Raw genomic sequence first — 12,019 nt, forward strand, 5'->3', positions numbered from 1 at the left:
TCGCCGTACCGGCGAGGGGCTTTTGTGTTCATTAATACCTCAACACGTAGTTATGCGGTGCTTGCACACTGTGCACATGTCTTGTGATGCTATGACCGCTTTTGATGGAAGAGTTGACGGATGAGTTGACGATGACGAGGTGGAGTTGACCGTGCTGGCCAGTACCGCACCTCAGGCACCCACCTCGGAAACGCCGGAATCCGCCCCGCCCGCTCCCCAGCGGAGCCGTGGCGCCGACACCCGCGCCCTGACGCAGGTGCTCTTCGCCCAGCTCAAGGAGCTCCAGCCGGGCACGCCCGAGCACGACCGCGTGCGCGGGGCGCTCATCGAGGCCAACCTCCCGCTCGTGCGCTACGCGGCCGCCCGGTTCCGCTCCCGCAACGAGCCCATGGAGGACGTCGTCCAGGTCGGCACCATCGGGCTCATCAACGCCATCGACCGCTTCGACCCCGACCGGGGCGTGCAGTTCCCGACCTTCGCGATGCCGACGGTCGTCGGTGAGATCAAGCGCTACTTCCGCGACAACGTCCGCACGGTCCACGTGCCGCGCCGGCTGCACGAGCTGTGGGTGCAGGTGAACAGCGCGACGGAGGACCTCACGACCGCCTTCGGGCGCACCCCGACGACCGCGGAGATCGCCGAGCGGCTGCGCATCACCGAGGACGAGGTGCTGTCCTGCATCGAGGCCGGGCGGTCGTACCACGCGACGTCCCTGGAGGCCGCGCAGGAGGGCGACGGGCTGCCGGGGCTGCTGGACCGGCTCGGCTACGAGGATCCCGCGCTGGACGGGGTGGAGCACCGGGACCTCGTACGGCACCTGCTCGTGCAGTTGCCCGAGAGGGAGCAGCGGATCCTGCTGCTGCGGTACTACAGCAACCTCACGCAGTCTCAGATCAGTGCGGAGCTGGGCGTCTCGCAGATGCACGTCTCTCGGCTACTCGCGCGTAGCTTCCAGCGGTTGCGGTCTGCGAACCGGATCGACGCGTAACCGCAAACAGGAGCGAGAGGTCACCGGGGCGAGGGAATCGCTCATCAGGGCCGTTACCGGCGGTTCGGGGCCGACGCGGCGTCAGACCCCTTGTTTGCAGGGCTGATTCGCGTCTCAGATGTCGACATGTCACTACAGCGTGTTGCCGACATGTGACATTCTGCGTGAAGCGCGTTTGCCGGGGCTTCGGCTCCGGTATTCAGGTGAAGGCTGCGTTCCTCAGACGGGGGCGTTCGCCGCGACCGTCCCGCGACCCAAAGGGGGTGGCATGTCCGCAGAACAGGGCAGCTCGAAGGTGCTCACGCTCGCGGAGAGCGAGACAGCTCCCCATGCTCTCGACTCACTCGGCCCCATCGATGACGTGTCGGCCCTTGCGGCCGAGCCCGTCCCGGCTCTTCCGGCCGCGGGCGCCATCGACACCCGCACCCTGTCCCGCTCCCTGTTCCTGCGGCTGGCCGCGCTCGACGAGGACAGCCCCGAGCGTGCGTACGTCCGTGACACGCTCATCGAGCTCAACCTCCCGCTCGTCCGGTACGCCGCCGCGCGGTTCCGGTCCCGCAACGAGCCGATGGAGGACATCGTCCAGGTCGGCACGATCGGGTTGATCAAGGCGATCGACCGGTTCGACTGCGAACGGGGGGTCGAGTTCCCCACGTTCGCGATGCCAACCGTCGTGGGTGAGATCAAGCGGTTCTTCCGTGACACGTCGTGGTCGGTGCGGGTGCCGCGCCGGCTTCAGGAGCTGCGGCTCGCGCTGACCAAGGCGAGCGACGAGCTGTCGCAGAAGCTGGACCGGTCGCCGACGGTCACCGAACTCGCCTCCGTGCTCGGGGTGTCCGAGGAGGACGTCGTCGACGGGCTGGCGGTGGGGAACGCGTACACGGCGTCCTCGCTGGACTCGCCGGCGCCGGAGGACGACGGCGGCGAGGGGTCGCTGGCGGACCGGCTGGGGTACGAGGACACGGCGCTGGAGGGCGTGGAGTACCGGGAGTCCCTGAAGCCGCTGCTGGCGAAGCTGCCGCCGCGTGAACGGCGGATCATCATGCTCCGCTTCTTCGCGAACATGACGCAGTCGCAGATCGGCGAGGAGGTCGGCATCTCGCAGATGCACGTCTCGCGGCTGCTGACGCGGACGTTGGCGCAGCTGCGGGAAGGGCTGATCTCGGACTGACGGGGGCGGGGTGCCTGCGGCGGCCTGTGCGGCTGGGTGGGGGTGCGCGTCTTTGCCTGCGCCGGGTGGGTGGGTCGGGGCCGCGCCGGGGGGTGTCCGTCCTCGGAACGGCGCGATTGACCCGTTTACCGACTGACTGGCGTTGACGCGCCAACCGCTGCGGGCGGACACCCCCCGGCACGTCCCCTTGCGTACCCGACGGCGGCTGCGGGCGCGTCTCGGCTGCCGCCGCAGACCTGTCGCCGCGGGGCTCGCCGCCTGGCTGCGGGCCGCCCGGTCCGCTTAGCTGCGGGCAATCATGCCGCTAAGGGCGGCACGGGTGGGCGCAGCGGCACCCCGCTCCGCCGGGCTGCGGACCCACCCCGCCTCAGCGCAAACGCCGGCACCGGGCAACGAACCGCACAACAGCGCCGTTGCCCGTGAACCCGCCGTACGAGTTACGCCAGCGCCAGCCAAGCCACCGCCGCGACAACCGCGACGGCGACGACTACGCCGACGATGAGACCGATCCGCGGCCCGCCACGCGTCGCCGCGGCCTGCCGCCCCTGCGGCGCCTCGTCGACGAACGCGCGGAACATCTGGGTGCTGCCGGCAGGGTCGTGATTGCCCTGGGGGGCCTGGTTGTTCGCCATGGCCCGAGACCCTAGCGAAAACGCCGGGGCTCCCCAAGTGGGGGTTGGCCTTCCGTTTGTCCTGGCGCGACCCGTACCGCCAGGCTCGCCACCTGCACGTTTACTGCCGCAATACTTGCCTTTGCCAAGTTTTTATGGCCGCACCCCCCTCTTTTATTTGCCTTCAGCAACCAACAGATGCCATGGTTGCCCTAAGCAACGAAAGCGGAGGTGTCATGGCCGAGAGGGCGCAGTACGAAGAGCTGGTCCGCCAGTTCAGTGCCTTCGGCGCCGTGAAGCGGGAGCTCGGCCGGATCATGCCGGCCGAGTGCCCCGGCGGGTCGGCGGCCGTACTGACCCTGCTGGGCCGCCACGGCGACATGCGCATGAGCAAGCTCGCCGAGCTGCTCGCGGTGGACATGTCGGTCACCAGCCGCCATGTCGCGCACGTCGTGGCGCGGGGCTGGATCGAACGCTCCCCCGACCCCGCGGACAAGCGCTCCCGCATCCTGCGCCTCACCCCCGCGGGCCACGCGCAGCTCGACGAGCTGTCCCGGCGGACCACCGAGGTCCTCGCCGAGCGCCTGAGCGACTGGACCGACGAGGACGTCGGCCGGCTCACCCAGCTGATGGCGCGGCTCAGGGAGAGCTTCGACTGCCGGCCCGCGGCCCGGGCGACCCCGCCCGCCTCCGACCGGACCACCCGTACACCCGCAAGCACGTAAGAAAAGGAAGCCCATGGCAACGACCACACCAGCCGGTGTGCGGGCTCATGCCAAGCACGGGGGAGGCTCCCACGGCTCCTCCGGCGGCGGCGCTCCGATGACACACCGGCAGATCATGGAGGCCCTCACCGGCCTGCTGCTCGGCATGTTCGTCGCGATCCTGTCGTCGACGATCGTCTCCAACGCCCTGCCCCGCATCATCAGCGACCTCGGTGGCGGCCAGAGCGCCTACACCTGGGTCGTCACCGCCGCGCTCCTCGCGATGACGGCGTCCACCCCGCTGTGGGGCAAGCTCGCCGACCTGTTCTCCAAGAAGCTGCTCGTGCAGCTGGCGCTGGTGATCTACGTGGCCGGTTCGGCCGCGGCCGGCATGTCGCAGAACCCGGCCACGCTGATCACGTTCCGCGCCGTCCAGGGCATCGGCATGGGCGGTCTGTCCGCGCTGGCCCAGATCATCATGGCGGCGATGATCTCGCCGCGTGAGCGCGGCCGGTACAACGGCTACCTGGGCGCCGTCTTCGCCACGGCGATGGTCGGCGGCCCGCTGGTCGGCGGTGTCATCACCGACACGGACTGGCTCGGCTGGCGCTGGTGCTTCTACGTCGGCGTGCCCTTCGCGGTGATCGCCCTGATCGTGCTGCAGAAGACCCTGCACCTGCCCGTGGTGAAGCGGAAGGTCAAGGTGGACTGGGGCGGTGCCTTCTTCATCACCGCGGCCGTCTGCCTGCTGCTGATCTGGGTGACCTTCGCCGGTGACAAGTACGACTGGCTCTCCTGGCAGACGTACGCGATGGTCGGCGGTTCCGTGGTGCTGCTGGCGCTGTTCGTGCTGGTCGAGGCCCGGGCGAGCGAGCCGATCATCCCGCTGCGGCTGTTCCGCAACCGCACGATCACGCTGGCCTCGCTGGCGTCGCTGTTCGTCGGTGTCGCGATGTTCGCGGGGACCGTCTTCTTCAGCCAGTACTTCCAGCTGGCCCGGGACAAGACGCCGACGATGTCCGGTGTGATGACCATCCCGATGATCGCCGGTCTGTTCGTCTCCTCCACCGTCTCCGGCCAGATCATCACCCGGACCGGGCGCTGGAAGGGCTGGCTGCTCGGCGGCGGTGTGCTGGTGACCGCCGGACTCGGGCTGCTGGGCACGATCCGGTACGACACCGAGTACTGGCAGATAGCGATCTTCATGGCGCTGCTGGGTCTCGGCATCGGCATGATGATGCAGAACCTGGTGCTCTGCACGCAGAACCAGGTGGAGCCGAGTGATCTCGGTGCCGCCAGCTCCACGGTGACCTTCTTCCGGTCCCTCGGCGGTGCCGTGGGCGTCTCCGCCCTGGGCGCGGTCCTGGCCAACAAGATCACCGACTACGTCAAGGACGGCCTCGCCGACCTCGGCCCCAAGGGCGCGGCCCTCGGTCACGCCGGCACGGGCGAGGGCAACATCCCCGACCTCGGCGCGATGCCCGCGCCGATCCGCACCGTCGTGGAGAGCGCCTACGGCCACGGCGTCGCGGACGTGTTCCTCTACTCGGCCCCGTTGGCGCTGCTCGCCCTGCTGGTGGCGCTGTTCATCAAGGAGGTCCCGTTGAAGACGAAGGGCGCGCTGGCGCAGGCCGCGGACGCGGACGCGGACGCACCCGCCGAGGCTCCGGCCGTGGCTTCCGCCGAGGCTCCCGCCGGGGAGCGGGCCGTGCCGAGCTGGGCCGCGGCGGAGACCGAGGGCGCCGGCGGGACCGGGCCCGAGGGCACCCAGCGGCTCGCCGCCGTCGCCACGATCGCCCGGGCCGAGCAGCCCGCGTCCGGCGGGGGCGGTGTGCCGGTCCGCGGTTTCGTCCGCGGCAACGAGAGCGCTCCGGTACCGCGGGCCGCCGTGACGCTGATCTCGCTGGCCGGGCGTCAGCTGGGCCGGTCCGTGGCGCAGGCCGACGGCTCCTACGTGCTGGACGCCCCGGCTTCCGGGTCGTACGTCCTGATCGCCTCCGCCGACGGCTACCAGCCGCAGGCGTCCACGGTCGTGGTGAACGGCGAGCCGGTCTCCTACGACATCCTGCTCAGCGGCACCAGCGGGCTGACCGGCCTGGTGCGGGCCGCGGAGAGCGGGCAGCCGGTCAAGGACGCGATGGTCATCGTGACCGATGTGCGCGGGGACCTGCTGGCCACCCAGGCCACCGGTGAGCAGGGCGAGTTCTCCTTCGCCGAGCTGGTGCCGGGGGCGGTGACCGTCGCGGTGAACGCCGCCGGGTACCGGCCGCGCGCCCTGCCCGTCGAGGTGGGCGGTACCGGGGTCACCCGGGTCGAGATCGACCTGGACTCGGGCGCCCGCGTCCAGGGCGTCGTCCGCGCCCCGCACGGCCCGCTGGCCGACGCCCGGGTCACGCTGCTCGACCAGGCCGGCAACGTCGTCGGCTCGGCCACGACCGGCACGGACGGGGCGTACGCCTTCACCGACCTGGACGGCGGCGACTACACCGTCATCGCCACGGGCTACCCGCCGGTGGCCACCGCCCTGACGGTCACGGGCCGCGGCACCGACGGCCACGACATCGAACTCGCCCACCCCGGCGAGTAGTACGGACCCCGGCCCGTGGCGGTGGGCGCGCTCTGAGCGGAGGTGTGCCCCTGCCACGGGCCGGTTTCTTTCTGAGGAGTTACGTGTGATGGGACTGACCGCGAGGATCCGCACCCGGGACGGATGGGCCGTGTCGCACGCGGTCGTCACGGTGGCGGACATGACGGGTGCGCAGGTGCTGCGCGCCGAGGCCGACGCGGAGGGGGCCGTACGGGACGTGACGCCGCTCCAGCCGGGGGCGTACACCGTCATCGTCACGGCCGTCGGGTACGCGCCCGCGGCCTCCAGTGTGATCGTCACGGCGAGCGGGCGGGCCGAGGTCGGCACGGTGACGCTGGCCCGGCAGGGCGGCACCGAGCTGCCGCCGCCCGGGCCGTGGACCGTCGACCCGGTGCACTCCAGCGTGGCCGCCGTGGCGCAGCACCTGGGCATCTCCAGCGTGCACGGCCGGTTCACGGAGTTCTCCGGCTCGATCGAGATCGCCCCGGACGACGTCACGAAGTCGCGGGTGGAGGCGGTGATCCGGGCCGCGTCGATCGACACCGGCAACGACATGCGCGACGGCCATCTGAAGTCGCCGGACTTCCTCGACGTCGAGCGGTTCCCCGAGATCACCTACCGGTCCACGGGGCTGACGGCGTCCGGGTCCGACCGGTGGACCGTCCACGGCGAGCTGGGCATGCACGGCGTCGTACGGCCGGTCGACCTGGACCTGGCCTACCTCGGCACCGGCCCGGACCCCTGGGGCGGCACCCGGGCGGCCTTCCGCGCCACGACCGAACTGCGCCGCGAGGACTTCGCGATGAACTACAACCAGGTCCTCCAGGCGGGCATCGCCGCCGTCGGCACGACGCTCAAGGTGGAGCTGGACATCCAGGCCGTGCAGGGCGAGTCACTGCCGGCCGCGTGACGCGGGGTCTCCCGGCCGGGACACTCTCGCCACCAACTGGCTGCACAGGTCCCGGAGTTTGACGTTCCGGTCCTGCGAGACCCGGCGCAGCCGTTCCAGCGCGAGGCGCGCGTCGATCCGCTCCCGGGCCATGAGGATGCCGACCGCCTGGTCGATGACGCTGCGGGAGAGCAGCGCGGTGCGCACGTCGGCCGCCGACTGGCGCCGCCGCTCGATGCGCAGCGCCACGCTGATCACGTCCCCCGCCCGGGCCGCGAAGGCCCGGGCCGCGTCCCGGCCCGGGCCCAGCGCCCCGGCCGTCACGCCGTAGAAGTTGATCGCGGCGCCGGTCTCGCCCTCGACGGCGATCGGCACCGCCAGCACGCAGTGGACGCCCGCGGACAGCGCGTAGCCCGTGTACGACGGCCAGCGGAGCTCCGCGGCCAGGTCCGGGGCGTACTGCTCGGCGCCGGTCTCGGCGGCCTCGACGCAGGGGCCGGAGCCGTTCTCGTACTGCCGCAGGTCCAGGCCGCTGGGCAGGCCGTCGCTGCCGGCCAGGGTGAGCAGCCGGTCCGCGCGGCGCACCGTGATGCTGCACGCGGCGGCGCCGGGCACCTCCTGCACCGCACGGTCGGTCAGATCGCGCAGCAGGGTGTCGAGACCGCTGCTGCGCACCATCGCCTGGTCCAGCGTGTCGGACGTCTCGGAGCTCATGACCGTACGGGTATCCCGTCGGCGTCCCTTAACGCACGTGCCGCAACTCACGCCCGCTCACGTGGAGTTGTGAGTGCCGACGATACGGCGGGCCAGATCGCGCAGTTTCACGTTCTCGCGCTGGGAGGCGCGCACCAGGCTCTCGAAGGCCGCGGCCGCGTCGATGCCCTGGCGTTCCATGAGGATGCCGGTGGCCTGGCCGATCAGGTCCCGGGTGTGCATGGCCTCGGTGAGCTGCTCGCGCACGGTCGCGGACTCCAGGGCGATGCTGACGTGCGTGGTGAACAGCCGGCCGATGCGTGTCGCGTCCTCGTCGAAGGCGCCCGGCTTGCGCGCGTAGGCCGTGAGCACGGTCAGCCGGCGGCGGTCGGCGCGCAGCCGCAGCGACAGCGCCGAGCGCAGCCCCAGGGCCGACAGCACGTCCCAGCCCTCGTCGGACTCGCTGTCCGCTATCCGCGCGACGGGGCTGTTCCACAGCTGCTCCCAGTGCCCGGGCCGGTCGCGGCCCTCGTGCCGGGCCTCGGCGGAGCGCACGACCTCGTCGGTCCAGGCGAGCGTGCGGAGTTTGTTGCCGCGCTCGATCTCGGAGACGCCGGCGTGCTCGGCCCCGGGCATGAGGTGGACGGCGAGCCGGACCGCCGTGCGCAGGGTGCCGTGCGGTGTGAGGGTCTCGTGCAGTTGCTGAGAAGCCACCGTGAGGGCTTCGGCCAGCTCGAAACCGGCCTGAAAACGGGGCAAATCAGGAAACTCGGACGCAGCCACCACGAACCTCTTCGGCATGCACGGTCATGACCGTGCGCAGGAGAGCTCCGCAGCACATTCCCGACTGCGAGCACAGGACGGACAGCACTCTAACTGTTCGGTTGCCCCGAAGTGACGTCCGGCCGACGGCCGGGCCAGGGCGCTTTCGCGACCACCCCGCGGCATGGTGCAATGGGCTTCACGGGTCAGGAAGCGGCCTTACCGGAATCCGGACGAACGTCTGCCAGGTGAGCCCCGTGACCTTCCTCCCGAATCCCACCGAATCGCGTGACCTCCCCGGTCGCGTCCATCTCGCCATGCCCGCCGAAATCGACTTCTGCAACGCGGAAGAGCTGCTTCCGCTCGTCGTGTCCGCGGTCGAGGCCCGGCGCGACCGACTGGACGTGCTCGTCCTCGACCTCACCCACACCTCCTTCATGGACTCCCAGGGCGTCCGCCTCATCAACGACATCCGGCAACGGCTGCGCCCCGGGGCACGGGTGCGCCTGGTGGCCCGGCCCGAGGGTGTCGCGAGCCGCGTCCTGGAGCTGACCGGGCTGCGCCGGGACGTCCCCGTGTACGACAACCTCCCCGAGGCCCTGGCGTCGTAGGCTGCCGCACATGGCACCGAACATCGCTACGAACACCCGCGTCTCGCTGGACGAGTTGCTGGACTTCGTCCGCCCCCGGCACCACGCGATCCTGCTGACCCGCCGGGCCGACGGCGGCCCCCAGGGCTCCCCCCTGACCTGCGGGGTGGACGACTCCGGCCGGATCGTCGTCTCCACCTACCCGGAGCGCGCCAAGACCCGCAACGCCAAGCGCGACCCTCGGGTCAGCCTGATCGTCCTCAGTGACGACTGGGACGGCCCCTGGGTGCAGATCGACGGCACGGCCGAGGTCGTCGACGCCCCCGACTCCGTCGAGCCGCTCGTGGAGTACTACCGGAACATCGCCGGGGAGCACCCCGACTGGGACGAGTACCGCGCGGCCATGGTCAAGCAGGGCAAGTCCATCATCCGGATCACGCCGGAGCGGTGGGGCCCGGTGGCGACGGGCGGGTTCCCGGCGCGGCTGGTCGAGGGAGAGTAGCCGACCGGCGCCTCCGGAGGGGCTCAGCGCTCCCGGGCGACCATCGCCTCGATGCCCGCGACGAGCAGCTCCAGCGCGAACTCGAAGTCGCGCTCCAGCATCTCGGCGACGGTGTCGCCGCCGCGCGCCGCCATGATCTCCTGCGACTCCCGGATGACGTCGGCGGCCTGCGGGGCCTCCGTCACCGTGCTCAGGGACTGCTGGAAGTACTCGTCCACGGTCTGGCCGGTGGCCGCGGCCCGCGTGGCGAGGTGGCCCTCCAGCGTTCCGTAGCCGTAGACGAACTGGAAGACCGCCGAGATCGTGCTCGTCAGGCGTTTCGCCGGCAGCCCGGTCCTGCGGACGACGCGCTGGACGACCCGCGAGAACGCCAGGTTGTTGGGGCCGATGTTGAGGAAGACGCCGACCAGCGCCGACACCCAGGGGTGCCGCACCAGCAGCGTCCGGTACTCCCGGGCGAGGGCCCGCACCTGGTCGCGCCAGTCCTCGTCGGCGTCCGGGTCGGGCAGCCGCATCTCGCCCATGACCTGGTCCAGGGCGAGTTCCAGGAGGTCGTCCTTGGTGTCGACGTACCAGTAGACGGACATCGCGGTCACGTTCAGCTCTCCGGCCAGCCGCCGCATCGAGAACCTGGCCAGCCCCTCGGCGTCCAGCAGCCGCACGGTGACCTCGGTGATCCGCCCCCGGTCCAGCCCCGAGGGCTGCCCCCCGCCGCGCCGCCGGTGCGCCTTGCTCTCCAGCCAGACGCTGGTCCGCGCCTGACCCTGCCGGGCCGCTTTCGCCATGGCGCACCTTCCTCGATCTTTCAGACGCCGATCATGCTAGACGCGCTTCTTTCAGGGGCGCGGGCCGCGCCGATGTGCGGCTCCGCCGCGTGGGCGCGACCAGCCACAACGGTCCCGAAGCCGCCCGATCACCCGGCCACCCGAGCCCCTAGGCGGACTCTGCCCGCTCGGCCCGCCGCAACAACGCCGCCGCGACCAACCCCCCGGCCAGCACAGCCACAGCCCCGACCAATTGACTGGTCTCCAACCCGGAGGCGAACGCGGCAGAGATACGCGCCCTCTCCTCAGCGGAGCCCGCCGCCGCCAGCGCCGCCGGCAGCGACGCAGCCGAGACGGCGACCAGGGACGCGAACCGCGAGTTGAGCACCGCACCGAGAACGGCGACCCCCAGCCCGTTCCCGAACTCCGCGAGCGTGCCGTTGATGCCCGCGCCCACACCCGCCTTCTCCGGCGGTATCGCGCTCATGATCGCGTTGGCCATCGCCGGCATGGACAACGCCACACCCGCCCCCATCACGACCAGCCCGAGCAGCATCCCCTCGTACCCGTGCCCGCCGAGCAGCGCGATCGCCGCCAGCCCGGCCGCCACCAGGGTCATGCCGAGCGCGATGGCCGTCGGCGTCCCGGCCTTCCGCACCAGCTTCGCCCCGACCCCCGTGAAGTTGAGCACGACCACGGTCAACGCCAGCGGCGCCGTCCGCAGACCGGCGTCCAGCGGCTCGTAGCCGAGCACGAACTGCAGGTGCTGCGTGAGCAGGAACAGCGAGCCCGTCATGCCGAACGCCACGAGGATCGCGCCCGCGACCGCGCCCACGAACTTCTGGTTGCGGAAGAAGTGCATGTCGAGCATCGGGTGCTCGGTCCGCAGCTCCCACGTCACGAAGAGACCCAGGACGGCCACGCCGATCAGCGCGGAGACCAGCACCTGCGCGGAGCTCCAGCCGTGTTCGGGGCCGGTGATGATCGCGTACACCACGGCCGTCATGCCGATGGTCGACAGCACCGCGCCGACCAGGTCGGGCCGGTCACCCGCCTGGTGCCTGGACTCCGGCACGAGCGCGGCGACCGCGACCAGGCCCAGCACGGCCACCGGGATGTTGATCAGGAAGATCGCGCCCCACCAGAAGTGGTTCAGCATCACCCCGCCGATCAGCGGCCCGGCCGCGAAACCGAGCGAACTGACCGTCGACCACAGCGCGATGGCCTTGACCCGCTCCTGGTCGTCGAAGATCTGCACGACGACGGCGAGGATGGTGGTCATCAGCAGCGCGCCGCCGACACCCATGCCGGCGCGGGCCGCGATCAGCTGGGCGGGGCTCTGGGACAGGCCGGCCGCCAGCGAGCCGACGCCGAAGATCGCGAGCCCGGACATCAGCAGCAGCTTGCGGCCGTAGCGGTCGGCGGCGTTGCCCGCGGTGAGCAGCAGGCCGGACTGCACCAGCGCGTAGGCGTTCATCATCCACTGGACGTCGGCGGTCGTGGCGTCCATCTCGCGGGTGAGCGAGGGGATCGCCACGTTCAGGATCGTGTTGTCCAGCAGCACGGTGAGCTGGGCGAGGCAGATGACACCGAGGATCAGCCAGCGTTGGGGGTGGCCCTGAGTCGGGGGGTGGGCCTTTTCCTGTTCCTGGGGAATCGTCGTCATGTTGTACGCCGTAGAAGGATTCCCATACGGTGTACAACCGAGTAACCGGGTAACGGGGAAGGGCGGTGGCGCGCTCGGCCACCGCCCTTCCC

Annotated in this window: 12 protein-coding genes; 7 read left to right on the forward strand and 5 right to left on the reverse strand. The window is 71.0% G+C overall.

Going from position 1 to position 12,019, the window contains the following annotated elements; all coding sequences use genetic code 11:
- Window positions 1-139 precede the first annotated feature (139 nt).
- A complete protein-coding gene (locus tag C1703_RS19065) occupies window positions 140-988 on the forward strand; it encodes an RNA polymerase sigma factor SigF (RefSeq protein WP_114254005.1) in 849 nt (282 codons plus the stop codon).
- A 268-nt stretch (window positions 989-1,256) separates the two neighbouring features.
- Window positions 1,257-2,159 (forward strand): RNA polymerase sigma factor SigF, encoded by a 903-nt coding sequence (locus C1703_RS19070; protein WP_031115316.1) that lies wholly within the window; start codon window positions 1,257-1,259, stop codon window positions 2,157-2,159.
- Window positions 2,160-2,596: 437 nt separating this feature from the next.
- Here C1703_RS19070 and C1703_RS19080 read toward each other — a convergent pair whose 3' ends face one another.
- Window positions 2,597-2,791 carry a hypothetical protein gene (locus C1703_RS19080; protein WP_114254006.1) on the reverse strand — a complete coding sequence of 65 codons (195 nt, stop codon included), beginning with the start codon at window positions 2,789-2,791 and terminating at the stop codon, window positions 2,597-2,599.
- 215 nt (window positions 2,792-3,006) lie between these two features.
- Between C1703_RS19080 and C1703_RS19085 the strand changes: the two genes are divergently transcribed.
- The 3 genes from C1703_RS19085 (at window position 3,007) to C1703_RS19095 (ending at window position 6,971) form a co-directional block, all read left to right on the forward strand.
- Window positions 3,007-3,495 (forward strand): MarR family transcriptional regulator, encoded by a 489-nt coding sequence (locus C1703_RS19085; protein ID WP_114254007.1) that lies wholly within the window; start codon window positions 3,007-3,009, stop codon window positions 3,493-3,495.
- Between the two features lie 13 nt (window positions 3,496-3,508).
- Window positions 3,509-6,061, forward strand: coding sequence for an MFS transporter (locus C1703_RS19090; protein ID WP_114254008.1), 2,553 nt, complete (start codon window positions 3,509-3,511; stop codon window positions 6,059-6,061).
- Between the two features lie 88 nt (window positions 6,062-6,149).
- Entirely contained in the window at window positions 6,150-6,971 is an 822-nt protein-coding gene (locus C1703_RS19095; protein ID WP_114254009.1) for a YceI family protein, read from the forward strand.
- Here the strand turns inward: C1703_RS19095 and C1703_RS19100 are convergent.
- Both C1703_RS19100 and C1703_RS19105 read right to left on the reverse strand, forming a co-directional pair.
- Complete coding sequence (locus tag C1703_RS19100; RefSeq protein WP_114254010.1) at window positions 6,954-7,664, reverse strand: GAF and ANTAR domain-containing protein; 711 nt, start codon at window positions 7,662-7,664, stop codon at window positions 6,954-6,956. The two genes, C1703_RS19095 and C1703_RS19100, sit on opposite strands and share 18 nt — an antisense overlap.
- Before the next feature lie 57 nt (window positions 7,665-7,721).
- Window positions 7,722-8,444, reverse strand: a complete 723-nt coding sequence (locus C1703_RS19105; protein WP_114254011.1) for an ANTAR domain-containing protein — start codon at window positions 8,442-8,444, stop codon at window positions 7,722-7,724.
- A 278-nt stretch (window positions 8,445-8,722) separates the two neighbouring features.
- Between C1703_RS19105 and C1703_RS19110 the strand changes: the two genes are divergently transcribed.
- Window positions 8,723-9,016, forward strand: coding sequence for an STAS domain-containing protein (locus tag C1703_RS19110; protein ID WP_232840529.1), 294 nt, complete (start codon window positions 8,723-8,725; stop codon window positions 9,014-9,016).
- A 10-nt stretch (window positions 9,017-9,026) separates the two neighbouring features.
- On the forward strand, window positions 9,027-9,497 hold the full coding sequence (locus C1703_RS19115) for a PPOX class F420-dependent oxidoreductase (protein WP_114254013.1): 471 nt from the start codon (window positions 9,027-9,029) through the stop codon (window positions 9,495-9,497).
- A 23-nt stretch (window positions 9,498-9,520) separates the two neighbouring features.
- On the opposite strand, the gene C1703_RS19120 is transcribed toward C1703_RS19115, so the two are convergent.
- Window positions 9,521-10,282 carry a TetR/AcrR family transcriptional regulator gene (locus C1703_RS19120; protein ID WP_114254014.1) on the reverse strand — a complete coding sequence of 254 codons (762 nt, stop codon included), beginning with the start codon at window positions 10,280-10,282 and terminating at the stop codon, window positions 9,521-9,523.
- A gap of 148 nt (window positions 10,283-10,430) precedes the next feature.
- Entirely contained in the window at window positions 10,431-11,927 is a 1,497-nt protein-coding gene (locus tag C1703_RS19125) for an MFS transporter (RefSeq protein ID WP_114254015.1), read from the reverse strand.
- Between the last annotated feature and the right edge of the window lie 92 nt (window positions 11,928-12,019).

Origin of the sequence: Streptomyces sp. Go-475 (assembly GCF_003330845.1) — a bacterium.
Classification (GTDB): domain Bacteria; phylum Actinomycetota; class Actinomycetes; order Streptomycetales; family Streptomycetaceae; genus Streptomyces.

What these genes read in the sequence shown, in the direction of transcription:
- C1703_RS19070 (WP_031115316.1), top strand. Translation starts at nt 1,257, where the DNA reads ATGTCCGCAGAACAGGGCAGCTCGAAGGTGCTCACGCTCGCGGAGAGC.
- C1703_RS19080 (WP_114254006.1), bottom strand. Translation starts at nt 2,791, where the DNA reads ATGGCGAACAACCAGGCCCCCCAGGGCAATCACGACCCTGCCGGCAGC.
- C1703_RS19085 (WP_114254007.1), top strand. Translation starts at nt 3,007, where the DNA reads ATGGCCGAGAGGGCGCAGTACGAAGAGCTGGTCCGCCAGTTCAGTGCC.
- C1703_RS19090 (WP_114254008.1), top strand. Translation starts at nt 3,509, where the DNA reads ATGGCAACGACCACACCAGCCGGTGTGCGGGCTCATGCCAAGCACGGG.
- C1703_RS19095 (WP_114254009.1), top strand. Translation starts at nt 6,150, where the DNA reads ATGGGACTGACCGCGAGGATCCGCACCCGGGACGGATGGGCCGTGTCG.
- C1703_RS19100 (WP_114254010.1), bottom strand. Translation starts at nt 7,664, where the DNA reads ATGAGCTCCGAGACGTCCGACACGCTGGACCAGGCGATGGTGCGCAGC.
- C1703_RS19105 (WP_114254011.1), bottom strand. Translation starts at nt 8,444, where the DNA reads ATGCCGAAGAGGTTCGTGGTGGCTGCGTCCGAGTTTCCTGATTTGCCC.
- C1703_RS19110 (WP_232840529.1), top strand. Translation starts at nt 8,723, where the DNA reads ATGCCCGCCGAAATCGACTTCTGCAACGCGGAAGAGCTGCTTCCGCTC.
- C1703_RS19115 (WP_114254013.1), top strand. Translation starts at nt 9,027, where the DNA reads ATGGCACCGAACATCGCTACGAACACCCGCGTCTCGCTGGACGAGTTG.
- C1703_RS19120 (WP_114254014.1), bottom strand. Translation starts at nt 10,282, where the DNA reads ATGGCGAAAGCGGCCCGGCAGGGTCAGGCGCGGACCAGCGTCTGGCTG.
- C1703_RS19125 (WP_114254015.1), bottom strand. Translation starts at nt 11,927, where the DNA reads ATGACGACGATTCCCCAGGAACAGGAAAAGGCCCACCCCCCGACTCAG.